This is a genomic window from Neptunomonas marina (assembly GCF_004005935.1).
Classification (GTDB): domain Bacteria; phylum Pseudomonadota; class Gammaproteobacteria; order Pseudomonadales; family Balneatricaceae; genus Neptunomonas; species Neptunomonas marina.
This window is the reverse complement of sequence record NZ_SACQ01000005.1, coordinates 131,839-155,677: the sequence shown is the minus strand read 5'-3', so window position 1 is coordinate 155,677 and position 23,839 is coordinate 131,839. Positions and strand designations below refer to the sequence as shown.

The 23,839-nt window shown below is 50.3% G+C and carries 27 protein-coding genes; 1 reads left to right on the top strand and 26 read right to left on the bottom strand.

Going from position 1 to position 23,839, the window contains the following annotated elements; genetic code table 11:
* Positions 1-148: 148 nt before the first annotated feature.
* The 13 genes from EOE65_RS11755 to EOE65_RS11695 all read right to left on the bottom strand — a co-directional run bounded on the left by EOE65_RS11755 (position 149) and on the right by EOE65_RS11695 (position 11,332).
* Positions 149-583, bottom strand: coding sequence for a hypothetical protein (locus EOE65_RS11755; protein WP_127694509.1), 435 nt, complete (start codon positions 581-583; stop codon positions 149-151).
* Between the two features lie 50 nt (positions 584-633).
* The gene (gspD, locus tag EOE65_RS11750; RefSeq protein ID WP_164847095.1) at positions 634-2,742 is read right to left on the bottom strand and encodes a type II secretion system secretin GspD; all 2,109 of its coding nucleotides are present in this window, start codon (positions 2,740-2,742) and stop codon (positions 634-636) included.
* A gap of 62 nt (positions 2,743-2,804) precedes the next feature.
* Positions 2,805-3,374 (bottom strand): hypothetical protein, encoded by a 570-nt coding sequence (locus tag EOE65_RS11745; RefSeq protein WP_127694507.1) that lies wholly within the window; start codon positions 3,372-3,374, stop codon positions 2,805-2,807.
* 2 nt (positions 3,375-3,376) lie between these two features.
* Positions 3,377-3,934, bottom strand: a complete 558-nt coding sequence (gspM, locus tag EOE65_RS11740) for a type II secretion system protein GspM (RefSeq protein WP_127694506.1) — start codon at positions 3,932-3,934, stop codon at positions 3,377-3,379.
* Positions 3,934-4,953, bottom strand: coding sequence for a PilN domain-containing protein (locus EOE65_RS11735; protein ID WP_127694505.1), 1,020 nt, complete (start codon positions 4,951-4,953; stop codon positions 3,934-3,936). Before EOE65_RS11735 ends, gspM begins: the two co-directional genes overlap by 1 nt.
* Positions 4,953-5,831 carry a type II secretion system minor pseudopilin gene (locus EOE65_RS11730; protein ID WP_127694504.1) on the bottom strand — a complete coding sequence of 293 codons (879 nt, stop codon included), beginning with the start codon at positions 5,829-5,831 and terminating at the stop codon, positions 4,953-4,955. Before EOE65_RS11730 ends, EOE65_RS11735 begins: the two co-directional genes overlap by 1 nt.
* The gene (locus EOE65_RS11725; protein ID WP_127694503.1) at positions 5,828-6,427 is read right to left on the bottom strand and encodes a prepilin-type N-terminal cleavage/methylation domain-containing protein; all 600 of its coding nucleotides are present in this window, start codon (positions 6,425-6,427) and stop codon (positions 5,828-5,830) included. The genes EOE65_RS11730 and EOE65_RS11725 overlap by 4 nt, the downstream gene beginning before the upstream one ends.
* Positions 6,424-6,822 carry a type IV pilus modification PilV family protein gene (locus EOE65_RS11720; RefSeq protein WP_127694502.1) on the bottom strand — a complete coding sequence of 133 codons (399 nt, stop codon included), beginning with the start codon at positions 6,820-6,822 and terminating at the stop codon, positions 6,424-6,426. Before EOE65_RS11720 ends, EOE65_RS11725 begins: the two co-directional genes overlap by 4 nt.
* Complete coding sequence (locus EOE65_RS11715; protein ID WP_127694501.1) at positions 6,819-7,277, bottom strand: pilus assembly FimT family protein; 459 nt, start codon at positions 7,275-7,277, stop codon at positions 6,819-6,821. Before EOE65_RS11715 ends, EOE65_RS11720 begins: the two co-directional genes overlap by 4 nt.
* Before the next feature lie 8 nt (positions 7,278-7,285).
* On the bottom strand, positions 7,286-7,714 hold the full coding sequence (gene gspG, locus EOE65_RS11710) for a type II secretion system major pseudopilin GspG (protein WP_240656980.1): 429 nt from the start codon (positions 7,712-7,714) through the stop codon (positions 7,286-7,288).
* A 59-nt stretch (positions 7,715-7,773) separates the two neighbouring features.
* Positions 7,774-8,982: a type II secretion system F family protein gene (locus tag EOE65_RS11705; protein WP_127694500.1), complete on the bottom strand. Its 1,209-nt coding sequence runs from the start codon at positions 8,980-8,982 to the stop codon at positions 7,774-7,776.
* A 6-nt stretch (positions 8,983-8,988) separates the two neighbouring features.
* On the bottom strand, positions 8,989-10,689 hold the full coding sequence (locus EOE65_RS11700; RefSeq protein ID WP_127694499.1) for a GspE/PulE family protein: 1,701 nt from the start codon (positions 10,687-10,689) through the stop codon (positions 8,989-8,991).
* Positions 10,690-10,693: 4 nt separating this feature from the next.
* Positions 10,694-11,332: a CmcI family methyltransferase gene (locus EOE65_RS11695; RefSeq protein ID WP_127694498.1), complete on the bottom strand. Its 639-nt coding sequence runs from the start codon at positions 11,330-11,332 to the stop codon at positions 10,694-10,696.
* 144 nt (positions 11,333-11,476) lie between these two features.
* Here EOE65_RS11695 and EOE65_RS11690 point away from each other — a divergent pair, with 144 nt between their 5' ends.
* Positions 11,477-12,088, top strand: a complete 612-nt coding sequence (locus EOE65_RS11690; protein ID WP_127694497.1) for a CBS domain-containing protein — start codon at positions 11,477-11,479, stop codon at positions 12,086-12,088.
* A gap of 6 nt (positions 12,089-12,094) precedes the next feature.
* On the opposite strand, the gene EOE65_RS11685 is transcribed toward EOE65_RS11690, so the two are convergent.
* From EOE65_RS11685 to EOE65_RS11620, 13 genes are all read right to left on the bottom strand, one after another.
* Positions 12,095-12,307 (bottom strand): YheU family protein, encoded by a 213-nt coding sequence (locus EOE65_RS11685; protein ID WP_127694496.1) that lies wholly within the window; start codon positions 12,305-12,307, stop codon positions 12,095-12,097.
* Positions 12,304-14,640 (bottom strand): NAD-dependent DNA ligase LigA, encoded by a 2,337-nt coding sequence (gene ligA, locus EOE65_RS11680; RefSeq protein WP_127694495.1) that lies wholly within the window; start codon positions 14,638-14,640, stop codon positions 12,304-12,306. Before ligA ends, EOE65_RS11685 begins: the two co-directional genes overlap by 4 nt.
* Before the next feature lie 30 nt (positions 14,641-14,670).
* Positions 14,671-16,152, bottom strand: coding sequence for a cell division protein ZipA (gene zipA, locus EOE65_RS18145; RefSeq protein WP_206052676.1), 1,482 nt, complete (start codon positions 16,150-16,152; stop codon positions 14,671-14,673).
* 72 nt (positions 16,153-16,224) lie between these two features.
* A complete protein-coding gene (gene ccmI / locus EOE65_RS11665; protein WP_127694492.1) occupies positions 16,225-17,460 on the bottom strand; it encodes a c-type cytochrome biogenesis protein CcmI in 1,236 nt (411 codons plus the stop codon).
* Entirely contained in the window at positions 17,457-17,936 is a 480-nt protein-coding gene (locus EOE65_RS11660; RefSeq protein ID WP_127694491.1) for a cytochrome c-type biogenesis protein, read from the bottom strand. The genes ccmI and EOE65_RS11660 overlap by 4 nt, the downstream gene beginning before the upstream one ends.
* The gene (locus EOE65_RS11655; protein ID WP_127694490.1) at positions 17,933-18,460 is read right to left on the bottom strand and encodes a DsbE family thiol:disulfide interchange protein; all 528 of its coding nucleotides are present in this window, start codon (positions 18,458-18,460) and stop codon (positions 17,933-17,935) included. Before EOE65_RS11655 ends, EOE65_RS11660 begins: the two co-directional genes overlap by 4 nt.
* A 12-nt stretch (positions 18,461-18,472) precedes the next feature.
* Entirely contained in the window at positions 18,473-20,440 is a 1,968-nt protein-coding gene (locus tag EOE65_RS11650; RefSeq protein WP_127694489.1) for a heme lyase CcmF/NrfE family subunit, read from the bottom strand.
* Positions 20,437-20,898, bottom strand: coding sequence for a cytochrome c maturation protein CcmE (gene ccmE / locus EOE65_RS11645; RefSeq protein ID WP_127694488.1), 462 nt, complete (start codon positions 20,896-20,898; stop codon positions 20,437-20,439). Before ccmE ends, EOE65_RS11650 begins: the two co-directional genes overlap by 4 nt.
* Positions 20,895-21,041, bottom strand: a complete 147-nt coding sequence (ccmD, locus tag EOE65_RS18400) for a heme exporter protein CcmD (RefSeq protein ID WP_420846529.1) — start codon at positions 21,039-21,041, stop codon at positions 20,895-20,897. The genes ccmE and ccmD overlap by 4 nt, the downstream gene beginning before the upstream one ends.
* A 40-nt stretch (positions 21,042-21,081) precedes the next feature.
* A complete protein-coding gene (locus EOE65_RS11635) occupies positions 21,082-21,837 on the bottom strand; it encodes a heme ABC transporter permease (protein WP_127694486.1) in 756 nt (251 codons plus the stop codon).
* A gap of 14 nt (positions 21,838-21,851) precedes the next feature.
* Positions 21,852-22,523 (bottom strand): heme exporter protein CcmB, encoded by a 672-nt coding sequence (ccmB, locus tag EOE65_RS11630; RefSeq protein WP_127694693.1) that lies wholly within the window; start codon positions 22,521-22,523, stop codon positions 21,852-21,854.
* A gap of 44 nt (positions 22,524-22,567) precedes the next feature.
* A complete protein-coding gene (gene ccmA, locus EOE65_RS11625) occupies positions 22,568-23,194 on the bottom strand; it encodes a cytochrome c biogenesis heme-transporting ATPase CcmA (RefSeq protein WP_127694485.1) in 627 nt (208 codons plus the stop codon).
* 199 nt (positions 23,195-23,393) lie between these two features.
* Positions 23,394-23,729, bottom strand: a complete 336-nt coding sequence (locus EOE65_RS11620; RefSeq protein ID WP_127694484.1) for a hypothetical protein — start codon at positions 23,727-23,729, stop codon at positions 23,394-23,396.
* Positions 23,730-23,839 lie beyond the last annotated feature (110 nt).

Sequence of the window (23,839 nt, the reverse complement as noted above, 5' to 3'; positions counted from 1 at the left end):
CGCAATGCAACATAATAGTTACAAATACAATCACAGCGTAATCTATCATACGTATACAGGCCCTACAACCAAGTTTCCAAATAAAAATAGGGTTTTAGCTCTACTGCCTGCACCTCCTAAAAACATAGCGGTTTTTTCAAAAAAGACACTATTTAATCTTATGATAAATTCTCCAGCCTTCGGCTGTTTTAATCCAACGCTCATCCAAGCGTCGCGTTTGTGTCATCATTGTTCTCACTTGGAAATAGCTAAATGAGAATTTAACATCACAAACGTTTTCTTCTTCGCATACAACGTCAACAACCTTGCCATCGGTCCAGCGCGGAGCGCCTGCGTATCGCGAAATATAAAGCTTTGGTGTTACAGCTAACTTAAACGCCGGCGTCGTGTACTTATACGCGTTTTCGAAGTCCGCCTGCATAATACTCGCGAGCCAGTCTTCAGAATATGACTTAACAATTTCACTGTCTGACTTGCCAACATTCTTTAATGTCTCGCAACCGCTCATTAAAAGTGTAGTGGAGGCTAACACCATTGTAGCTAACGGTTTTAAGTAACTCTGGTTATTCCTATTATAAAGCATGTTCTATTAAAACCTTATGACATCACTCAAACAGAACGAAAGATAACAAACTAGAGCTCTGATTCTATCAGCTCAAAACCACGCATACGAGACCTCAGCTCCTGACTCAGATCACGCAAGTCTTGCTCATTAGATAACACTCGCGGCGTAATAATAACCAGCAACTCTGTCCTGGTGCCGTTCTCAGTTGTGTTACCAAACAGATGCCCCAAAACCGGCACCGTGTGCAGCCCTGGCAAGCCGATCTTTGAGTCCGTCTGATTCTCTCGAATCAAACCGCCTAACACTATAGACTCTCCGCTTCGAACTGCAACTCTACTTTTAATTTCTCGCGTATTAAAAGCACGCTGCCCTGTCGCTTCATCGATCGTACCGATATCCGTAACAGACTGTTCGATATCCATTGATACCAACCCACCAGCATTGACCGAAGGCGTGACAGATAGTTTCACCCCCGTGTCCTTAAATTCAACGCTCGAGGTAAGCACATCGCCATCGGCATTTGTAGACGACCCTGTTCGTACTGGTTGCTGATCCCCCACCTGAATAGACGCTTGGTGATTATCCAGTGCCATAATAGAGGGCGTGGATATCACGTTGAGCAGCGACTGCTCCGAAAGCGCATTCAGTACAGCTCGGATATTGCCTGCACTGTCGGCTACCGTGTATGAAAAGCCCGGTAGCTGCGCGGCGATCGCATTTTTTGTGTTTCCTAACAAGCCTGTGCCGGTTTTGCCGCCACTCAGGTTGTCTTTGAAGCTCCACTCCACACCAAACTTGAAGTTATCCGTCAGCGTCACTTCGAGAATACTTGCCTCTATAAGCACCTGTGTCGGCACCACATCCAATTGCTTTAGCGACGCTTCAATACGTTCGTACTCAGACGTAGAGGAGTAGATCAGTAGCGCATTATTCTCCTCGTCTGCTACAACATTCACATCGCCAAAAGAGACACTGGTTGCGCTCGAATCACCGCTGCTTGAGCTATTGCTATCCGTGCTCTTCGTGCTACTGCCTCCAGATGTAACCTTTTCTTGCGAAAGACCGGGTGCAACAGAACGCTTTGAACCGCTGCTACTTCCGCTCCCCGAGTAGACCTTGCTTAGCAAGTCTGCAAGATGCTCTGCGGTGGCGTTTTGCACAGGATACACATGTAAGCGTTTTTCTGAGCCCGAGCTTGGTGCTCGATCAAGGCGTTTCACCCACATCTCTATTTGTGATAAGTAACGCGGTTGTGGCGTAATAACGAGCACGCTATTGAGACGCTCTAACGGCAAAACACGAAACGCCTGGCCAGCCAGCGCATTTTCACCCGCCGCACCAACCAGCTCGGTCAGTGCAGACTCAACATCCGCGACTGTGGCATATTTCAGTGGGTAAATACCAACCGACATACCCTGTAATACATCAACATCAAATGTGTTGATGATATCCATCCACCCCTGCATCTGGGCTCGCGTACCGGCCAAAATTAACAGATTCCGCTTTGGGTCTACCCGCAAAAACGCAGAATCATCAGCAACGGGCTTCAGTATTTCAGCCATCTCGGCGGCGCCAATAAATTGCAAAGGAATGACCGTTGTAGAAAAACCCGCACCTTGCGAGCGAGCATTAGATAGCGCAGGTGCAATCTTACTTATATTTGGTGAGCTGCTAACAAAAAGACGATTATCTGCATCACGCACCAACAATGCACCGTTAGACTTGAGTAAAGACTCAAGAATGGTCAACAGCTGATCACGCTTCACTGGCGTCCGAGTACGCACCGTTACTTCACCCTGAATCGGATGTTCGACGATATAGTCGAGCTCCAAGATATCGCCAAGTACAGCATGCACGACTTCAATCAGCGGAGCTTGCTCAAAGTTGATGGAAACCGCTTCCCCATACAGCTTTATAGGTTCACGCACCTTGGGTGCTTTGATGAACTTTCCTGACCCTAAATAGGTTGCTGGCTGATCAGCTGCATTTTCCGCTTTAGCTTGCGCCGGCTGCTCCTGAGCTGGCGACTCTACTTTCGCCTGATATTCGCGAATTAAGACCGGCTCATTTCCTAGTGGCACTGCCAGCTGTTGCTCTCCTTGCTGGGGCTTATCATTTAGCCCACACCCAGCGATTAAGACCGCTAACCCAACAAGGGGGAGTTTATTACTCAACATTTTATAAACCATGTTTGTATAGCCTTTACTCAGGTGATCGATCACTCAAACGAGCAACACCTTTATTCTTTGTCTTGTTTAGCTGGGGCTGGTCGTTCTATCCCTAGCGGCGGCGGAGGCGGTATTCGCCGAGATGGAGCCTTGGGGGATTGGTGCTGCAAAACAACCGTTAGATCCTCACCTTTGTCGTTAACAAACACTGCTGCATCTGGCGCCATCAAGTCCAAGGTCCAACCTTGTAATGACTCACCCATTTTTAGCCGGATAGCATCGCCTTTGTAACGCCCAATTACACCGGAGTTTTCACGTTTGTTAGCATGAAAAACGCCTACCAACATAAAGTCATCAATGGACTGAGATGGCGCTGCCTGCTCTTCAACTACCGCGACCTCTACTTCCGCGACAGGACGCCTAGACTCCCAGAAAACGGGTCTATCTAAAAAGTTACTGGATGCCTGCTTAGCGTTACGTTCAGTCGAGAGTTCCACCGCCATCATCGAGTCGCTGGAGGGGCGTTTAAGACCCACCTGATCTTGGGCCCCTTCTTGTTGCACGAAGAAGAACCAAGCAACGGCAATCACAGACACACTCAGCGCCGCAGCAAGCATTCCTAAAACTCTAAAAAAATTCATGCTTATGCTCCACCTTTAAGAGCAAATACTCTCATACGCGCAGTCACGGCTTGCGCCTCTGGAGCACCTCGCCTGGTTCTTACCGGTTGCAGGGTAAGAGACTCTAAGAACACCGCGGGGTTTTGCCTTTTTAGCTGTTGCAGAAACTGCTCTAGCTCCGCTAAACCGCTAACGGCAGTCACATCGACTTTGATATGCACAAAGCTGCCATCCACTGTTGATGGCAGTGTTTGGCTGCCGGTAACACTTGCTCCAGATTGCTGCAGCACATCGCGAACAATGCGTTGAAGCTCAGCCGCAGCAGAAGCATCAGCGGTCGCCGCAGGGAAGATTGCTTGATTGACTGTCGCAGCAGAAGAACCGGCCGCTTGCTGTAGCTGCTCTTTAGAGACTACCAACCCTTTAAAGCGTTCAATTCTTGGGATCATGCGATCTATTTCAGACTGATAGCGATCATAACGGCTAAATAGATCTGCGCAGACTAACGCAAAAGCAATGAGTAAAAGCACACAAGTAAAAGATACCACTCGAAAAGAGCGTGACGCTAACATACTACGCATTACTCAGAACCCTCCTCGCTGAGAGGGGTAATCAACAGAGAAAAGCGCTCTTTCCCTGTTCGCCCTTCCTTACGAATGCCCGCTATCGACTCAACTTTTGCGAATGCCCCAGATCTATCCAACTGCTGTAGCAGCATGGCCGCATTGGAGGAGCGCCCATCTAAACGGATGCCACCATTTTTGTATTCGAGCAAAAGCAAATAAGTATCATCTGGCATTAGCGATGAGAGCGTATCCAGCAACTCAATCGCATCCACCTGCTGCGCGCCGATAAGGTTCAGTTCTGTCGCCATCTGATTATAAATTGCCAGATCGCCACGCACGGCTGCGACAGGGTTCGCTTGCTGTTCAAGACTATTATAAAGCTGGCGCACTTCGCGCATTTCAAGAAACTTCGCTGCCACCGGCACAGCAGCGATAGCAACCAACGCCAACATAACGTAGGCCATCGCAAGTACTAACCACTTCTGCTTACCTCGCTGCTTACTCAGCCGATCGCTATAAGCCTCACTTTGAAAGGCGATGAACTCTCCCGCCTCGGTCTTGGCCCAAATTTCAGACGACATAGCACGATTGCTTAGCGGTACCGTATCGATAAATTGCTGAGAGAGCCGTGCACTGCTGATGGCAAGAACCAAAGACAGCTGCCCATCAGACCGGTCAATAACTTTCCAGCCGAAAAGCGTATCAGATTGCGGAAACGGGCTTGAAGCCTCAACTTCCAAGCCAATAAAAGAGTCGATATCTGACTCGGCACTCACGGGTAACGACAGATGTTTGATCAGGCTAATAGAGGCCGGTAGCAATACCGCTTCGTACTTCGCAGAATCCCCCGCAACCTTTTTACCCGCCAACACAACATAACGCTCGGTCTCGCTCTCATGTACCAACACAGGCTCATGCAAGGATGAAGCAACGGGTGAGGCGTCCGACGAGAAAAAGTCGCTCCAGCCCGCCTTGATATAACGAAAACCGGCGCGGATATCGTAACCGAGAAACTGCCACTGGGCGTCCGACATCAGGCACTCTCCTCTACCGCAGAATCTTTGTTACGAGCACGGGAAACAGGCTCAACTCGGTAATACAGCCATGGTAGCCCATCCGGGCCAGCTCTCCCTATTCTCACCCAGCGGGTTCGCACTACGTAATCTCCATCAATCTGCATTTTTGCCCTTACTCTAAATTCCGTACCCGCCGAACCTGCAAGCGGCGTATTTTGAACATCTCGTTGGCGCTGAGCAAGTAGGTCCGCAAACTGTTCTTGATCATCGACAATAAATGCAAGCACCTCGGGTGGTGCCGCTGCTGTATTTACTTCGGCAACACCGGTTTTCGCGACGCTAATAACACTCTTAATACGGTCGTACAGCTCTCGAGATATGCCCGAAACGAGCATTAAGTCCTCTGGCGCCTCAAATAGCCCACCCCTTTTAAATTTGCCGGGCTGCTCACTGTAACTATCATCATCTTCAAGGTTACTGGAAGACCGCCATTGTTGAATATCGTCAGCAAGCTGGTCAGCTTGAGCCTCAGATAATCCTGCCCTTGCAACGAACAAGCGCACCAATGCCTCGCGGGACGCCCTATTAATATCGACTAAGCCAGCGGCAGGCACAAACTCAACTTGAGCAACATGCTCATCAAACTCGACATCGAACTCAGCATATCCACCACCAAGCAGCGACGGCTCACTGACAATTCTCGCCATCTGTAGTTGGATGACAGCATCACCCAACGCTTCAGCCTTAACCTGCGTGCGTTGCCACTGCGTCATTTTAGTGTCGACTTTAACCTGATACAGCACACCTGCCAGTAATATACTCAGCGCCGCAATAATCCATAGCAATAGCGCGAGAGCCACCCCCTGTTGAGATGAAACGCCTTTCATCTTACTCATAGCAGCTGTGTATCCTTAAGCGCCACCACAAGCTCGGGCCAAAACTTACCGTTCACTTTTAAGCTGAGCGCGACCCGTGACGGCAAAGTTAATTGATACTCCCACGTATCGAGCAACTCATCGGCATACGCAACACCGTAACTAATGGTAAAGGCATCTACCTTATCTAATAGCGTTTGCGCCTCTAGTGACTGCCAGTCAGGCTCAGTAATACCGTTTTCGTAGGGCGCAAACGCCAGCTTTAGCTCATCATCCTCATGAAAAAGCCGAAATACAAAGGTGCCGCCCAGCACACCCATCGTAGCTGGCGCTACCCAAATAACCTCTTTAGGGCTACCCGATAGATAAGTACCGTAACCCGACATTCCCTCTAAACTTGCTTGGATGGGCATTGCGTTACTCAGCGCTGTGCGTAAAAAACCCGAGACTTGGCGTATCTCGTTTAGCTGCACCAATCGCTGCTCAACCTTTTCTTGTGTGGTAGCTAAAGTGCGAATACTTGCAACGGCGGCGGCCATCATAAAAGAGAGAACCACTAGCGCGATCAACACCTCCACAAGGGTAAACCCACGCTCCCTCTTGGTCGGATGCTTCATGGCTCACGCCCTGCTACGATGGTCGATACAACAAACTCCCTTCCATTCGGAAAGCTATCCCAACGCACCGAAACACGCAGGGTTTGAAGTGTGCCTTGTGAAAATTGCGAGTTATCCAGTACTGTATCTTCTGATGTCACCGACCAACGAAAGCCGCCATCAGTCTCGCCACGTATCTCCGCATTTCTCTCGATCGTTTGGTAATTAGCCACCAGAGAGCGCACTAACTCAGTTGCGTATACATATTGCTCCTGCACAGCCACCGATCTTGTGGCCGTCCCCGCTGCCTGATAGAGCGCAGCCAAGGAGAAGCCTAAAATAGTGATCGCAACCAACATCTCCAATAGAGAAAAGCCACGCTGGCGATCTGAAGAAGCGGAGCAAAGACCCTTCATAAGGCTGCGTTCTCAGCCAGCTTCGCTTGCGACACACTACCCAGCAGCCAGTCGACGGTGAGCTGAACACCCGCTCCACTCTCACGCACTAGGGAGATAGAACCACCCGATGAGGAGCCATCTGCAAAAAAGCGAACGACCGCTAAATTGCCATCATAGAGGCGGTTGTACTCCCGCGCCGTGGCAGCAGATAGCTGTATATTCTCTGGTAACTGAATCTTTTTACTGCCGACGTTCACCGTGCGCGCTTGGGGATCAAAACGCACATCCACCGATTCAGAGTGCGATATCGCTTCGTAGCGCCCCGCAATGAGTGCAGTCATCACATCCTTGACTGCACCGTGATACTGCATGGTTTGATACATCTTCTGAGCATAGGGGCCAGACACGCCTAGCATAACTGCGGCGATGCCCAGAACAACAAGTATCTCAAGTAATGTAAAACCACGTTGCATGGTATAGGTTACTTCCAGTTACCAACGTCAGCATTTTCACCATCGCCACCCGGCGCACCGTCTTGACCGAGCGAGAAGATATCCATCTCACCTTTCTGTCCAGGGTAACGATATCCGTAGGCACGTTTCCACGGATCTTGCGGCACTCCAGACTTCAAATATGGGCCGTTCCACCCTGTTGCACTAGAAGGTTTGTTAACAAGCGCCTCTAGGCCTTCATCTGTTGTTGGGAAACGCCCAACATCCAGCTTAAACATCTCCAAGCTCTGCTCAAAATCCTTGATTTGAACCGCTGCTGTTTTCGACTTTGCACCGCCCAACTGATTCAACACAGCCGGCCCCACAAGGCCAGCCAATAGCCCGATGATAGCTAACACAACCAACATCTCGACCAATGTGATACCACTTTGTGCTCTATAAACCGTTTTCAAAGACACGAACCAACCTCTTTATCTATTCCTACTCCAAGCGCAACTAACATGCTGAGCTTGCAAACTTAAATTGCCAAATCATTGACCGATAGAATACCCATCAAGATCGCTATAATAATCACCGCAATAGAGCCCCCCATCAGCAAAATCAGCAAAGGCTCTAATAGTGTTAACCCTCTTTTGACGCCCGCTTGAACTTCAGTATCGTAGACCTTCGCAAGCTCGAGCATCATATCATCAAGGCGTCCAGACTCCTCCCCCACACGCACAATTTGGATTACCATCGGCGTGAAGAAATCACTAGCTTGCAGCGTTTGTGACATCCGATCACCACGCTTGACCGCAGGCTCTAGCTCAGCGAGCGCAGCACGCACTCGCTCGTTCTCCACCGTTTCGTTGGCGATCCCCAAGGCCTGCAACAGTGACACACCATTGCCTAGCAGAGTTCCCATCGTGCGGGAGAATTTTGCCATCTCATACTTAAACAACACACCACCAATGAGGGGGGCTTTGATAAGCTTTGCATCTTTCCAAGCTTTGCCGGTTGGTGTTCCAAGCCAACGCCTCACTAAAAAGCCAATAACAAATGCTCCTGCCATCAAGGCAAGACCATAGGCTTTAATAAAGTTGCCCGAGTCGATCACCCAACGCGTTAGCAAAGGCAATGCATCTCCCATGTCAGCAAACAGCGCTTCAAACTGAGGCACAACAAAACCCAACATCACCAAAATAGACAACGTTGCAACCACCAACAAGATAGCCGGGTAAATTAGCGCCGATACAACGCTGCTGCGCACAGCCTTAGCATTTTCTAGATATTCGACAAGCCGCTCAAGAACGGAAGATAGCTGACCGCTGGCTTCGCCGGAGCGCACCATATTGATATAAAAATGGCCAAAAACACTCTCGTATCGCGTTAACGCTTGGCTGAGACCCTTACCGCCTTTGACCGTTTCCAGCAGATCATTCAGCATCGCAGCTTGCTCGGGCTTAGCGCTCATTTCGATAAGCACCTTCATTGCGCGATCAATAGGCAGTCCAGCCCGCAATAAAACCGCAAGCTCACTAGTGAAAGACAAAACGTCGCTCGCACCCAAATTAGTACGAGCGGTGGATGCGCTTTTTACTTTGGCTTGCTGCCCTGCTGCCAATTTCACCGGAGATAACCCCTGTGCACGCAACTGACGTCCAGCGACTTCAGTCGATTCAGCAGCGATGGTTCCTTCGTGAATAGAGCCATCCCGCTTCACCGCTTTGTAGTAAAAATCTGGCATCTGCTGCTAGTCCTCTGCAGCCTGATCTTGGGTCACACGTAAAATCTCTTCTAACGAAGTGACACCTGCAGCCACCTTGCGTAGCCCATCCTCATAGAGCGTTATCATCCCTGTCTGACGGGCAACACGATGTAACTGAGTAGCATCAGCGCCTTCTGAAATAGCTCGATGCATTGCGCCATCCATAACAAACAACTCATGAATTGAGGTACGCCCCTGATAGCCTGAACCCTGACATGCAGTACATCCAGTGCTTTGATAAACCGTTCGTTGACCGTCTGGCATAAACTGGCCGAGACCACTCTCTCGCGCTTCAAAATCCGTGAGTTCAACCGGTGTTTTGCAATGATCGCACAACTTGCGAATCAAGCGTTGCGCCAACACACCATTCACTGACGAGGTGATTAAGTAACGCTCGACCCCCATATCCTCAAGACGTGTTATAGCACCCGCCGCAGTATTCGTGTGCAGCGTCGAAAGTACTAAGTGCCCCGTAAGCGCCGACTGAACACCAATCTGCGCAGTTTCTGTATCACGCATCTCACCAATCATGATGATATCAGGGTCTTGTCGCAAGATTGACCGCAGCGCAGCGGCAAATGTCAGATCGATTTTCGCCTGTACCTGAATTTGGTTCACACCGGTCAACTGGTACTCCACCGGATCTTCAACGGTCACAATTTTCGCTGCCTGAGCATCCATCGATGCCAAGGACGCATACAGGGTCGTTGTTTTACCGGAACCTGTGGGCCCTGTGACCAGTAATACACCGTGAGGCTTAGCCAATAGTTCTTGGTACTTGACCAACGTATCAGCGCTAAACCCCATATTCTCGAGGCTGAGCTGAATACTCTGGCGATCTAGCACCCGCATCACGATACTCTCACCGTGGACCGTGGGAATCGTAGACACACGCAGATCAAGCTCATGCCCCTTAACACGCGTCATAATGCGGCCATCCTGAGGTAAGCGGCGCTCTGCAATGTTGAGGTTGGCTAACAGTTTGATACGGGATGCAATCGCTGCGGCTTGGCTTAATGGCGGCGGGTCTGGCATCTCTTGAATCACACCGTCCACACGATAGCGCAAGTGCAAACCGTCATCGAAAGGTTCGATATGGATATCAGAGGCACCAATATCAAGCGCTTTGTGAATAATCTGGTTAACAACGCGGATAACCGGCGCTTCACTCGCGAGGTCACGCAGGTGTTCGATAAACTCATCATCCCCAGCGAACAGATCTTGCTCAGCGGCAGCTTCCACATCATCAGTGTTCGCCTCCAAGTACTTCTGCTGACCTTGCTTGATATCAGCTTCAAGCGCCAAGCACATGATCGCCATTTTACCTGTTGCCATCGATAACGCTTTCGCAACGTAAGCATCCTGAGGCAACGTCGTTGCGACACGCACGCTGGCTTCATCAACCGATAGCGGCACCAGATTATTACTCAGCAAAAACTCTTCCGACAACCCTTCGATGCGCACCGCCTGCTCTGGAAAGTGCTCGGCTGCGACCAACTCAACGTCCAATACCTCGCTCAATGCGCGGCAAACATCTTGCTCTGAAACTAAGCCAAGCTTAACAAGCACCTGGCCTAGCAGATCTCCCATCTCTTGCTGAGCTACCAGTGCACGCTCAAAGTCGCGACTGGTGATTTTTTCCTGCTCGATGAGCAGTTCGCCAAGCTGGTCATTAATATCGGACATACTGTTATCTTTTTATCAGGAAACCGGAGGGGGCAAAGGTGAAGCCAAACTTTTGCTCTCTTGCGCTATCGGTGACGTAATCATCTGGGTACTGCGCCATGTATTCTTGGATCGCTTCATATGGCCCTTCACCCCAGCCTGGCAACACAGGATGGCCGTTGATATTGCTATCTTCAACAACCACATAATCGCCAGACTTAGTGACACGACGCAGCAACTCAAGTTCAGCTAAAACATGTGATTTACTATGATCACTGTCCAAGATAAAGAACACAGGCCCCGGATAGAGAGCACGCATCTTTTCAATGCGCAACGCAATCTGCGGATCGGAAGAAGACCCTGTTACCAATTGAATGGCGCTATCCAATAGCACTTCAGGGAAAACGTCTTCATGGGAGATATCAACACTGACGACCTTCAAGTCTGGATTGATAGCTCGCCCCGTCACACTAAAAAATAGCGCAGACCCACCAAACCTTGTACCAAACTCAACGATCAAAGCAGGTTTTAATTCTGCCAAAACTTCTTGGTAATTCCACATATCCGCTACCGACTTGTAGCAAGGAACACCCATATACTTCACATCGTGCCAAACTTCACTGTTGTAGTACCACTGATGATACGCTTCGGCTTCTTTGTTCATCTACCCACCAACTAAAACACATTCTAACGCAGCTGAGGTTTACCTTACTTCTTGAGCAATCGGTTTTCGGCGCGCAAAAAAACAATTTCTGTAACTCTGTCTACAATTAGACTACACATTGCAGATGCGAGTCACTCTCATATCATGAGCATCCTACAAATTATTCCGGCGTTTAATCCTGATATACCTAAAACTCAGCCTGCTGTTGCCCCCATAGCAGCGAGCGGTGCTACTGAGCACATCACTCAAGGCAGCACTTCCAATGGCATAGCATCAACAAAACCACAGGGTAAGGCTAACCCAAATTTGCTGAAACGCCAGTCTGAGGGGAGCAAGCTATACGGCGAAGAGGCACACTATACGCCGATTCTCACTGCCGAAAAAATAATGTCGCAACCACTTATCACTATTGATCGCGATGACTCCTTCGCCCATGCTGCTACTGTGATGAAACAACAGCAAATCAGCCACCTGATTGTCGCCAGTTCGAATGGCGATCTGCTCGGCCTAGTGCATCATGAGGACACCATTCAGCACGGTGTAGACTCCCCCGTTGCCGTGGCAAACTTTCTGCCTGAGTCACTGCTTGCCGCCAAGCCGGAAACCCCCGTCGCGGAGATAGCTCGCCACTTTATTCACCACAACTGTAACGCGATTCCCGTTGTCAACGCAGCTCTCAAGCCCATCGGTATTGTTTGCCGCACGGACTTGCTCGAAATCATCAGTTACGGCGAGCACGTCGAGCGCTGGGCTTAAACCGCGTTATAAGCTGTGCCGCGGTACAATGTTAACATCACCCCGAGCTTCACTATAAAGTATGACCACCTCGCCCGTGTGCAACTGCTGTTTCACTTGCTGAACGCGCGCCTCCAATGAGGTCTCCATCGCCCCGTAATCGGTGCCATCTCGCGTTACGAACTCTTCAATAACACCACGAAGTGCATCAGCAGAAAGCGACTCATAAGGCACGATCATCGACTAACCCCATACTCATCGAGAAGTGCCAGCAAGCCCTCTTCGTCTAAGACAGGGATACCCAAATCTTGCGCTTTGGTAAGCTTACTACCGGCTGCCTCACCTGCGACAACACAGTCAGTCTTCTTCGATACACTACCCGATACTTTTGCACCTAACTGTTGCAACGCGGCTTTTGCCTCGCTACGAGTGAGCTGGCTGAGCGTACCAGTTAACACATAGGTTTTGTTTTCCAGAGGCAAAGCCGCTTCAGCACGGCTTTCAGCTAATGTCCAATGGAACCCATAGTCGAGTAGCAATGCCTCTGTTCTGCGCAAACTTTCAACCCAAGACTCATCAGCAAGCACATCCAACATGCTCGCTATCGCACGCTTACTCAGCTTATCCACCGTGCTGAGTTCAGCTTCCGTTGCCTTCACGAGTGCATCCACAGTTTGAAAGTGCGCTGCCAACTGTTTGGCGCTACCCCCTCCGACATACGGTATTTTGGCGCGCGTAATCAGCTCTTCAAGAGAGAGGGTCAAGGTTTTAGAACCGCTATTATCAAGCGTGAATCCCACAGCCAATAAGCGGTCGACCTCTTGATTGTTATGCTCATCCGCAAAGAAATGGGCAATTTCCGCAGCGACTTCATCACCAATATCGGGCAATAGTGTTAGAATCTGTGGGGTAGCCGCACGGATTTTATCGAAGCTGCCAAAATACTCAGCCAGCGTTCGCGCGGTTTCTTCGCCCACATCAGGGATACCCAAAGCATAGATAACACGCGCCAGCGTCGCCCCGCGGCAGCCTTGTATCGCTTTAAAGAGATTCAACGCAGACTGATGCGCGAACCCTTCAAGCGCTTCTAGCTGCTCAACTTCCAGCTCAAAGAGGTCTGCTGGGGACTTAACTAATCCGACATCGCTCAGCTGGATTGCGACTTTCTCGCCAAGGCCTTCGATATCTAACGCTTTTCGGGAACCAAAGTGGATCAACGCTTGCTGGCGTTGTGCTGAGCAGGTTAGCCGGCCAACACAACGATACGCAGCACCATCAGCCGCAGCGCCTTTTGCGGAACGCTGCTGCAACTGCACACGTTCAACATCAGAACCACATACAGGACAAGCACTCGGCGCTGCGATGGGTTTCGTATGCTCAGGGCGCCTATCCACAACGACTTGCACCACCTGAGGGATGACATCCCCCGCACGGCGCACAATAACGGTATCTCCAACACGCGCATCTAAGCGTGCGATCTCCCCCATGTTATGGAGCGTTGCATTAGATACGGTTACTCCACCAACAAACACTGGAGTCAGGCGGGCAACCGGCGTAATGACACCGGTTCGCCCAACTTGAAAATCAACACTCTCAAGTACAGTCAACTCCTCTTGTGCAGGGAATTTATGCGCGATAGCCCAACGCGGTGCCCGCGAGACAAAACCCAAATTTTCCTGCAGCGCATAGCGGTTGACCTTATACACCAAACCATCAATTTCAAAAGGTAGATCGTTGCGCTGCGCTGATAGCCTCTCGTAGTAGTCGAGCACTTGTTCTGGGCCACTCAGCCTCTCAAGATAGCCACTAATACGAAAACCCCACTGAGCCAGCGCATGCATCGTATCAAAGTGGTTGTCAGGCAGTTCGCCCTCCTCAACAACGCCAATCCCGTAACAGCACATCTCTAGCGGGCGCTGTGCCGTGACACGCGAATCCAGTTGTCGCAAACTACCAGCAGCTGCATTGCGCGGATTAACAAACGTTTTCTCTCCTGCACTGGCCAGCCTGTCGTTCATCGCGGCAAAACCCGCCTTTGGCATATAGATTTCACCCCGCACTTCAAGGCGCTGTGGCCACCCACTTCCTGACAAGCTCAGGGGAATTGAGCGAATGGTTCGCACATTATGGGTGATATCTTCGCCCGTCGAGCCGTCACCGCGAGTCGCGCCTCGCACCAGCACGCCCTCCTCGTAAAGAAGGCTCACAGCAATGCCATCGAGCTTAGGCTCACAAGCGTATTCAACCACTTCTTGGCCCGCACGCTCACGAACGCGTCGGTCAAAGTCAATAAAGTCTTCGCCAGAAAAAGCATTGCCGAGCGATAGCATTGGGCGCTCGTGCGTGACCTCAGAAAAACCAGCCAGAGGGGCACCACCGACACGCTGCGTCGGAGAATCTGAAGCCACTAAATCAGGAAAGTCACTTTCCAGTGCTAGCAGGCGCTGAAACAGGCGGTCATACTCAGCATCTGGAATAGAGGGCTCATCTTTCACGTAGTAAAGGTGATTGTGATGATTTAACTGCTCGATTAGCTGAGCAATCTCTTCTGCAGGTGTTGTTTTGTCTGTCATATAAACCGGAGTATCAAATAAAAACGCAACCTAAGATTGGTTGCGTTTCGGTAACTGGTGCAGTTCGTAATCCCGAATGCGTTCTCGGTAATGCGCTTTTGTCTGCGTTCCCATCATCGAGCGGTTCTCATCAAGGAGATCACCACCCAGATGCTTCGCCACCGTCTCGGCGGTCGCTAACATACATTCGAGCGCATATTTTGGATCTTTCGGGTCTGCCATCGACATAAAGAAGGTGACCGCAGGTATATGTGCCGACTCCAGCTCATCAAGGTTGAATGTTCCCGGACTTACAGCACAAGCCATACTAAATTGGATAGCGCCACCATCAGTCGCTTCCTCAAAACGGTGGAACAGCTGGTAAAGACCATGCTCCATACCACAAGCTTCGACAATCTGGCGCAATGCACAACCGTCCATAATACCCTGCTTGGCCACAACAGTAATTTGCAGCATATGCTCTGGATCTGGGTCCGGCGCCGAGCGATTAGCGTTATCAACAAATAGAGAGCTTTGCTCAGGTTCAGCCTTCAATTCTGGCTCTGGCTCTGGCTCTGGCTCTGGCTCTGGCTGCGAGATTACCGAAGGAGGCTCTTCCATAGCTACCTCTTCTTTACTCGGCTCCGCAACCGGCTCTGCCCACGTATTAGCAGCAGCCACATCGTTTGCAGAGAACGTCTCATCAACCACCGGAACGTCGTTTTGCAACGCCGCAGATTCTGCTGAGTCAGCACTCACCATGTCCGGTTCGTAGTGCTCACCGTAGCGCAATGAATCATTCATAAGCACCGTGATAGGCTGCTCTAGATCTAACGCCTCTTGCTCTGTTAGCTCCACGTCGGGCTCGTGAACAAGCTTAGCTTCGTACTTCATCTCTTCTGGCAGTGACAGGTCGAGCTCGTCGTGCTCACTTTCTATTATGGCTGGTTGCTCAGCGCTCTCTGGCTGCGCCGGATGACCATGACCATACTGCGAAGCTTCTATTGTGCTCAGCGACTGCTCTTGTGGAGCCGTTTCAGGCAGCTCGGGCTCAACGCTATAACTCAGGTCAGGCTGTGGCTGTGGCTGTGGCTGTGGCTGTGGCTGTGGTTGTGGCTGTGGCTGTGGCTGTGGCTGTGGCTGTGGCTGTGGCTGTGGCTGTGGCTGTGGCTGTGGCTGCAAAGGCTGGTGATTTTCAGGTATCACATCAAACAGCGGATCCAGCTCTACACCTTGAGGCCCTTGTGAATCGTGAGCAACAGTATCGGCAGTATCACTAAGACGCTGTTCAGTAGGCGTTTCGTACGCAGTCAATCCCGCTAGCGAGGACGTTTCAATGCCTGTCTCAACGCCACCGAGTGGGCGAGCACCGCCATTAGGCAATTCAGGATTGTATCCATCATCTTCTGCATCGCTGAAAGATCGATCAATGTCCATCTTCAGCGTCTGTCGCTGACCGTTCATGCGGCGCCAACCATCAATAATTATCAGAGCGATAACTAAGATGCCGCCGATGATTAGCCACTCTTTCATGCCTATTTCCATGTATCAGGCTCTGCTGTTAAAACGTTTAAACTTCTGCACACAACTATAAAGCGTCGTTGCCTACTGAACAATCGTATTAATCTGAAGTTCCACAGGCGTTGTGGTACCTACCGCAACAAGGACAGCAGGAGACTCTAGATCTCCTGCACTAGCGACAGGTTCACCACTCAAGGATACTCGAGCGATCAGCTCCACGCGTGTATAACCCGATAGTTTCGCTTGCGGCATCATCGCCATTGAGTCATCAAGTACAACACGCGCAGGTAGATCTGCTACGGTAAGCTTAGCAGCCGCTAACGGCATACGCTGGCCAACCGCTCGCGCGAACACAAATACCGGCTGATCCGGTTTTAACTGAGTAAGTTGCTGCTCGTCGATATCCACAAGCGCCACGACTTGCGCGACATCGAGCTCAGGGATGTCAGGAACTGTCTGTCCAAGCTGCTGCATCTCCTGAGCCGCACGTTGGATACCACTTTTCAGTGAGCTGGCAGCTTCCGCATCAGCGTTTTGCAGAGCCTTACGCCAGTACGCGATAGCGTCGGCATACTCTTTTTGCTCGAATGCATCGATACCCAGCAGGCCTAGTGCAGTGACCTCAAGCGGTTCAATATCGAGTGTACGATTCACCTGTTGGCGCACTGCATCAGTCATTTTACCGTTTGCAAAGTAAAGAGACTGCGCATATTGCCCCATAACACCGGCGTATTGAGGCGCATCTGCTGGCATTTGCTCTAACAAACGTTCAAACGCAGCTTGGCCTTTTTGAAACTCCCCAAGATTCATATAAGTGGTGGCCAAAATGTACCAACCTTCAGGGTTCTCGGGATTCTCTGCCAACTCTTTTTCGAGCATCACGATCGCTTCTTCCACAGAAGGCATATCTTGAGATTGTGCCGGCTGTGTGCGCGGAACCTCTAAGAGTGCAGCGCTACCATAGTTTGCATAAAGGCCGAGTGATAACGCCGGCACTAACAAAGCCATAACGGCCAAGCCCAGTAGCTGTGGAGTACCCAGTACAGTCCGGTGCTTTACCGGTTCATCGGTGTCAGTATCTTCAAGAAGCGAGCGCTGTAGTTCTAAACGCAGCACTTCTAGTTCTTGCTCGGTGATCGTATTGGCGGCAAATTCGCGTTCAAGCTCAGCTAAACGCTCATTGTAGATATCGATATTTTGCTGCTTGCGGTCAACAGCAGCCTGATGGAATGCTCTTTTACGCGCCCGCGCAAACGGGATAAAAAGAAACGCTAACGCCCCGCAAAGCAGTACAGCAATTCCAAGCCACAGTTCGATCATTTACTCTCACCATTGTTATCTTTTAACAGCTCAGACAAGCGCGCTTGCTCATCATGACTTAAGTTTGCGCTATCGCTCGCTTTAGCTTCTTTGGAGCGTCGCGCTCGCGCCAACAAGACCACGACGACCATGCCGATGGCGAGCAGTACGAACGGGCCGTACCAAAGCACATAAGTTGCCTCATTTACCTTCGGGCGATATAAGACGAACTCGCCATAACGCGCCACCATGAAGTCAACAATCTGGTCATTGCTATCGCCGGACTCTACCATTCGATACACTTCGCGGCGCAGGTCTGAAGCGATTGGCGAGTTGGAATCTGCCAAATTCTGGTTCTGACATTTAGGGCAACGCAGCTCTTGTGTTAACTGTTGGAACTGCTCGCGTGCGTCATCATCATGAAACTCATACGTATCTATGGCCGCCCATACAGGCCCGGCTACCATTAGCGCAAGCGCAAAGAAAAACGCTCTCATAACGAGACCTCTGCAAGCACACCTTTTAACGTTTGCCATACCTTCTCATCAACCGCGCCAACATGCTTGTAGCGAATAACGCCATTCGCATCAATAACATAGGTTTCGGGTGCACCATAAACGCCTAAGTTAACGCCTAGCGCACCATCTGCATCAAAGATATTCAAAACATACGGATCACTGTAACGCCGCAGCCACTCTTTTGCCGCCGAGCGGTCATCTTTATAGTTAATACCATAAATAATGACTCCCTCTTCGCGCGCAATTCGATTCAACTGCGCGTGCTCTTGCTTACAAGTCGGGCACCATGTCGCCCACACATTGACTAGCGCAGGCTTTCCTTTTAAATCCTGCTCTGTGACTAACTGGTTTTCATCGCTCAAAGACGGTGCACTAAACGCAGGAAATGGCTTATCTAACAACGCCGACTCAAGCTCACTCGGGTCTAGCTGCAGCCCTTTGTAAAACAACACACCCAATGCCATAAAAACGACTAATGGGATAAAGAGTATTAAACGTCGCACTCGGTCTTCCTCTTAGCTAACGGCAGCCACATCGGCACTCTGTTGTATGCGTTTACGGCGATAACGCGGATCCGATGCAGCCAACAGTCCTCCTGCTGTCATCATCAGTCCACCCAGCCAAATCCAGCGCACAAAAGGCTTGTATTGAACACGTATTGCCCACGCATCCCCCTCAAGAGGTTCTCCCATGGCCACGTATAAATCACCCCAGAACCCTGGATCGATATCAGCTTCTGTCATCACATTGCCACGCGCGAGGTACTGACGCTTTTCTGGCTGCAATAAACCATATTCTTCGCCGTTTTTATACACCACCAGCTCCCCCATATCAGAGACGTAGTTTGGTCCCTCTACTCGGCGTGAGCCTTTGAACTCAAAGCTATAATCTTCGAAATTGAGTTTATCACCCGGCGCCATGCGCAGATCGCGCTCTTCGCTGTAGTTAGACACCATAGCAACGCCCACTATCGAAACCGCCAAACCAAGGTGTGCCAGCAACATCGCATAGTAACTACGAGAGAGCTTGCGCATTCCCTCACCCAACGAGCGACGATGCTTCACTTTGTTGTAGATATCTTTGACCGCAGCCGCCGTTATCCACATGGCCATGATGCCACCCAAAACAGGCTGCAAGTGCAGCTCACCCGCGTACATCAGCGGGAAGATAACACCACAAACCAGTGCTACAACCGCAGGGATTCCCAGCTGTTTAAGCAGGAAGTTGGAATCTGTTTTACGCCAGCGAGCAATCGATCCAACTGATAGGAAAACCACCAAGAAAATAGTTAGCGGTACAAACAGAGAGTTAAAGTACGGCGGGCCTACCGAGATTTTCCCCATCGACAACGCATCCATCACGAGTGGATACAAGGTTCCAAGCAAGACCATCAAACACGCCACAACTAAAACGACATTATTGACCAACAGCATGCTCTCACGGGAGAGAAGCTCGAATGTTGATTCACTTTTAACATGCGCCGCCTTGACTGCGTACAGCAGGAAAGAGCCGCCGATAGTAATCGCCAACAAGACAAGGACGAAGTAGCCCCGCTCAGGATCTGTGGCAAAGGCGTGTACCGACGTTAACACACCAGAACGTACTAAGAATGTGCCCAACAAACTTAAAGAAAACGCGAAGATCGCTAATAGCACCGTCCAGCTTTTAAAGACACCACGCTTCTCCGTAACGGCCAGACTGTGAACAAGAGCCGTACCCACTAACCATGGCATAAAAGAAGCATTCTCAACAGGGTCCCAGAACCACCAGCCACCCCAGCCGAGCTCGTAATATGCCCACCAACTACCTAACGCTATACCTAACGTCAAAAATGCCCAAGCCACATTGGTCCACGGACGTGACCAACGAGCCCACGCAGCGTCAAGACGACCACTTAGCAGCGCAGCAATGGCAAAAGCAAATGCTACCGAGAAGCCCACATATCCCATGTAAAGCATCGGCGGATGGATAATCAAGCCAATATCCTGCAGCAGTGGATTCAGGTCTCCCCCCTCTGCTGGGACGTTCGGTAACAGACGTTCAAACGGGCTTGAGGTCATCAGAGTGAAAAGGATAAAGCCCACACAAACCATACCCATAACCGATAGAACTCGCGCCACGATATCCAGTGGTAGCTCATCACTTTTTACCGCAACCGCATAGGTCCAGCCGCCCAAAATGAGCACCCAAAGCAGTAATGAGCCTTCGTGGCCACCCCAAATAGCACTGACTTTGTAGTAGTAAGGCAAGGCAGTATTTGAGTTCCCAGCTACATATGCCACTGAGAAATCATCCGTTAGGAACGCATAACCCAAACAAAGCATGCTAATGAAAAGAAAAAGGAAAACCGCCGTCGATAGTGGCCGCGCGTACTCCATCCAGAGTACGTTGCGACTGTAAGTTCCTACCAACGGAACAACAGATAAGAGAATCGACAAAACCAGCGAAATGATGAGTGCAAACTGCCCCAGCTCAGGAATCATTTATTAAATACCTCCTCAGCAGGTTTAGGCATCTTACCAGCCGCTTCTAGTGCTTCCGCGACTTCAGGAGGCATATAGTTTTCATCATGCTTTGCTAAAACCTCAACCGCCTGAAACACGCCGTTTCCATCGATTGCACCTTGCGCCACAATCCCTTGCCCCTCTCGGAAAAGGTCTGGGAGTATTCCTGTGTACTCAACAAGCACCTCTTCTGCGTAATCGGTCATCGCGAACTGAACACGTAAACTTTCTTGGTCGCGTTTTACGCTCCCCTCAACGACCATGCCACCGGCGCGGATGCGAGTATCTTTTGGTGCTTCACCGCCCACAATTTGAGTAGGCGAGTAGAATAGATTGATATTCTGATTCAGAGCATAAAGCGCTAAACCAACAGCAACGGATACACCCACAACCAGCAATAAAACCAGAGCCAGGCGCTGTTTACGTTTCGGATTCATTTAGTGTCGTTCTCTCTTCTAATTCTGCGCGCAAGTGTTTTCAGCAAGTCTTTGCGGGCCTTAGCAGGCAAAAGCAGGTTCCCCGCAAAAAGAAGTAAACCGAGGGCATAAGACAACCAAACATAAATTCCGTGCCCTCCCATATTAAAAAAATCTGCAAGTGTTTCGAACTGCACATTCACCTCACTGGGATACAATCAACTCACGCACCCAACTGGCACGTTTCTCGCGGCGGAGAATTTCGTTGCGAAGCCGCATCATCAAAGACACAGCGAAGAAACAGTAGAAGCCAATCACCATGATCAGCAGCGGCAGCCACATTTCAACCGGCATGGCAGGCTTCTCAGTCAGTTTGAAGGTTGCTGGCTGATGGAGCGTGTTCCACCACTCAACTGAATATTTGATAATAGGGATATTGACTAGCCCCACTAGGGAAAGGATGGACGCCGCTTTCGCTGCAGTGTTTGGATTTTCCATCGCTGCATACAGTGCCATAACACCAAGATAAAGAAACAACAGGATCAACATGGAGGTCAATCGCGCATCCCAAACCCACCAAGAGCCCCAAGTCGGCTTACCCCAAATAGCTCCCGTAGCGAGCGCCAAGACCGCCATAGAGGCCCCAATTGGAGCCGCTGCGAATGCAGCCATATCAGCCACTTTCATTTTCCAAATCAGACCGATAGCACCGGCGATAGCCATCAGCATATAGCAAGATTGCGCCAAAATAGCCGCCGGCACATGCAGATACATGATACGAAAACTATTACCCTGCTGATAATCCGGCGGCGCGAACGCCAGCGCCCAAACGATCCCTACACCCAAACAGAGTAGAGCCAGCCAAGCAAATATAGGCAGCAACTTACCCGTGATCTGATAACACCATTTTGGTGAAGCCAACTGGTAAAACCAGCGAGGCATCCATTTTTTCTCTGGCATTGTTACGTTATACCTCAACCACTAACTGAAACTCGCACTGCAGCGCTGGTCGCTAAAGGCGCAAGTACAAAACCAAGCGCCAAGCCAGCACCGAGAAGAGCCAGGTAACCACCGATAGGTAGCCCAGCTACAGCAGCTTGCACCGCCCCTGACCCAAAAATAAGTACTGGTATATAGAGAGGTAAAACCAACAACGATATCAAAATTCCCCCCTTTTTAAGCCCAACCGTCAGTGCCGCACCAATCGCGCCAATAAAACTCAGCGTCGGCGTACCGATCAATAGACTCAATACCAAGCCCAGCATCGCGTCACTGGGCAAAAATAGCATCACACCTAATAGTGGCGACATCAGCGTCAACGGCAAACCGGTTGTCATCCAATGCGCGAGTGTTTTGGCCAAGCAGACAATCATCAAAGGCTGCGGACTCAATAACATCTGCTCTAAAGTGCCATCATCGTAGTCGGAGCGAAACATCCCATCTAACGACAGCAACGTGGCAAGGAGCGCCGCTACCCATACCACACCCGGTGCAACGTCGGCCAAAAATGTCGGCTCTGGACTAACGCCTAACGGGAACAGCGTCGCGACCATCAAAAAAAAGATTAATGGATTGAACAGATCACTTTTACGTCGAAATGATAACAACAGGTCACGCTTTAAGGCGGCACTAAACTGCTGACTCATCGAAATTGTTGCGATATTAGTTTCCTCTACCACTACGGAGTTCCCTAAAAGCTATCCAGATTGACTTTGACAACGCCTTGCTGTGCTGCAAGGTCGTGGTGCGTCGTCAATATCACACTACCGCCGCGCTGTGCATGGTCTAGTAGCAACTGCTCCATCGCTGCAACACCCTTTTTATCGATGGCAGTAAAGGGCTCATCAAGAATCCACAACGGCGCTTGGTTCATATAGAGGCGAGCTAAACTAACACGCCGGTTCTGTCCAGCCGAGAGCGAGTGACATGGCACATCTTCATAGCCCGTCAACCCAACAACGCCCAGCGCTTCATCTATTTTGCTACGCTGGAGTGCAGGATGCAGTGCACAATACCAGCGTAAATTTTCTTGCGGCGTTAACATGCCTTTGACACCGGGTTGGTGCCCGAAGTAAAGCAAATCAGCAAGAAACTCATCGCGTACATTGTCAACGGATTCACCGCGCCACTCGATACTTCCTTCGTATTGGGCAGATAGACCACTAAGGATCCGCAACAAGGTCGTTTTGCCACTGCCGTTACGGCCTTCAATCTGCATCACTTCGCCCTGCTTCAGGGAAAATGCTAAACCATCGAACAGAATGCGCTCTTCGCGTTCGCAAAAAAGATCGGTGACAGCCAAGAGCGGTTTTGACAAAGGAGCAACCTCATTCCACGTAAAACATCCACAGCGCGCTACAATTAATACTGTAACCGCCGATAAATTTGGTGGGCATTATATACAATTCTGACCAAGTATTGGCATTGTTCTTAGTCACACGTACGGGAAACTGTTATCGCATGCAATCGTTTGGGCCGCTAAACATTAGCGTTAAAGCAGCAACATCGAGCACAACTCACTCGATTGGGAACGCTTTACCCAAAGATGGCACGCCAGTTACCGCGACGGTGCGCGACACCGCAAACACACCGTCAAGTGATGGACTATTCAAGATAAGAGTTGAACTAAATTCGCGCTTATTAAGTATCTCGGTACCTACTCCCATCGCGTCAGGTACAACCGTACAACTTAGCCAATCACCCAACGGTGATGTGTCGTTACAAGTTGCTGCGAACCAAGCCAGGGAGGCTAGTACAGCGCCCCAGACACGTCCCCAAGCGGAAAACCAACCTCTTCTGCGGGCCCCCGTGACACCAACGGCTGCAACACTGAACCAGTTACAAACCCTCATCGCACCAAATACTCAGACGCCGGGCAGTGTGATCGCTCAGAGTGCTATCACACAGACACAGACACAGACACAGACACAGACACAGACACAGACACAGACACAGACACAGA

Bases quoted from the DNA above. Each gene is read 5' to 3' on its own strand.
- EOE65_RS11755 (WP_127694509.1), bottom strand. From the start codon at position 583: ATGCTTTATAATAGGAATAACCAGAGTTACTTAAAACCGTTAGCTACA.
- gspD (WP_164847095.1), bottom strand. From the start codon at position 2,742: ATGTTGAGTAATAAACTCCCCCTTGTTGGGTTAGCGGTCTTAATCGCT.
- EOE65_RS11745 (WP_127694507.1), bottom strand. From the start codon at position 3,374: ATGAATTTTTTTAGAGTTTTAGGAATGCTTGCTGCGGCGCTGAGTGTG.
- gspM (WP_127694506.1), bottom strand. From the start codon at position 3,934: ATGCGTAGTATGTTAGCGTCACGCTCTTTTCGAGTGGTATCTTTTACT.
- EOE65_RS11735 (WP_127694505.1), bottom strand. From the start codon at position 4,953: ATGTCGGACGCCCAGTGGCAGTTTCTCGGTTACGATATCCGCGCCGGT.
- EOE65_RS11730 (WP_127694504.1), bottom strand. From the start codon at position 5,831: ATGAGTAAGATGAAAGGCGTTTCATCTCAACAGGGGGTGGCTCTCGCG.
- EOE65_RS11725 (WP_127694503.1), bottom strand. From the start codon at position 6,427: ATGAAGCATCCGACCAAGAGGGAGCGTGGGTTTACCCTTGTGGAGGTG.
- EOE65_RS11720 (WP_127694502.1), bottom strand. From the start codon at position 6,822: ATGAAGGGTCTTTGCTCCGCTTCTTCAGATCGCCAGCGTGGCTTTTCT.
- EOE65_RS11715 (WP_127694501.1), bottom strand. From the start codon at position 7,277: ATGCAACGTGGTTTTACATTACTTGAGATACTTGTTGTTCTGGGCATC.
- EOE65_RS11705 (WP_127694500.1), bottom strand. From the start codon at position 8,982: ATGCCAGATTTTTACTACAAAGCGGTGAAGCGGGATGGCTCTATTCAC.
- EOE65_RS11700 (WP_127694499.1), bottom strand. From the start codon at position 10,689: ATGTCCGATATTAATGACCAGCTTGGCGAACTGCTCATCGAGCAGGAA.
- EOE65_RS11695 (WP_127694498.1), bottom strand. From the start codon at position 11,332: ATGAACAAAGAAGCCGAAGCGTATCATCAGTGGTACTACAACAGTGAA.
- EOE65_RS11690 (WP_127694497.1), top strand. From the start codon at position 11,477: ATGAGCATCCTACAAATTATTCCGGCGTTTAATCCTGATATACCTAAA.
- EOE65_RS11685 (WP_127694496.1), bottom strand. From the start codon at position 12,307: ATGATCGTGCCTTATGAGTCGCTTTCTGCTGATGCACTTCGTGGTGTT.
- ligA (WP_127694495.1), bottom strand. From the start codon at position 14,640: ATGACAGACAAAACAACACCTGCAGAAGAGATTGCTCAGCTAATCGAG.
- zipA (WP_206052676.1), bottom strand. From the start codon at position 16,152: ATGAAAGAGTGGCTAATCATCGGCGGCATCTTAGTTATCGCTCTGATA.
- ccmI (WP_127694492.1), bottom strand. From the start codon at position 17,460: ATGATCGAACTGTGGCTTGGAATTGCTGTACTGCTTTGCGGGGCGTTA.
- EOE65_RS11660 (WP_127694491.1), bottom strand. From the start codon at position 17,936: ATGAGAGCGTTTTTCTTTGCGCTTGCGCTAATGGTAGCCGGGCCTGTA.
- EOE65_RS11650 (WP_127694489.1), bottom strand. From the start codon at position 20,440: ATGATTCCTGAGCTGGGGCAGTTTGCACTCATCATTTCGCTGGTTTTG.
- ccmE (WP_127694488.1), bottom strand. From the start codon at position 20,898: ATGAATCCGAAACGTAAACAGCGCCTGGCTCTGGTTTTATTGCTGGTT.
- ccmD (WP_420846529.1), bottom strand. From the start codon at position 21,041: ATGGGAGGGCACGGAATTTATGTTTGGTTGTCTTATGCCCTCGGTTTA.
- EOE65_RS11635 (WP_127694486.1), bottom strand. From the start codon at position 21,837: ATGCCAGAGAAAAAATGGATGCCTCGCTGGTTTTACCAGTTGGCTTCA.
- ccmB (WP_127694693.1), bottom strand. From the start codon at position 22,523: ATGAGTCAGCAGTTTAGTGCCGCCTTAAAGCGTGACCTGTTGTTATCA.
- EOE65_RS11620 (WP_127694484.1), bottom strand. From the start codon at position 23,729: ATGAGGGTTTGTAACTGGTTCAGTGTTGCAGCCGTTGGTGTCACGGGG.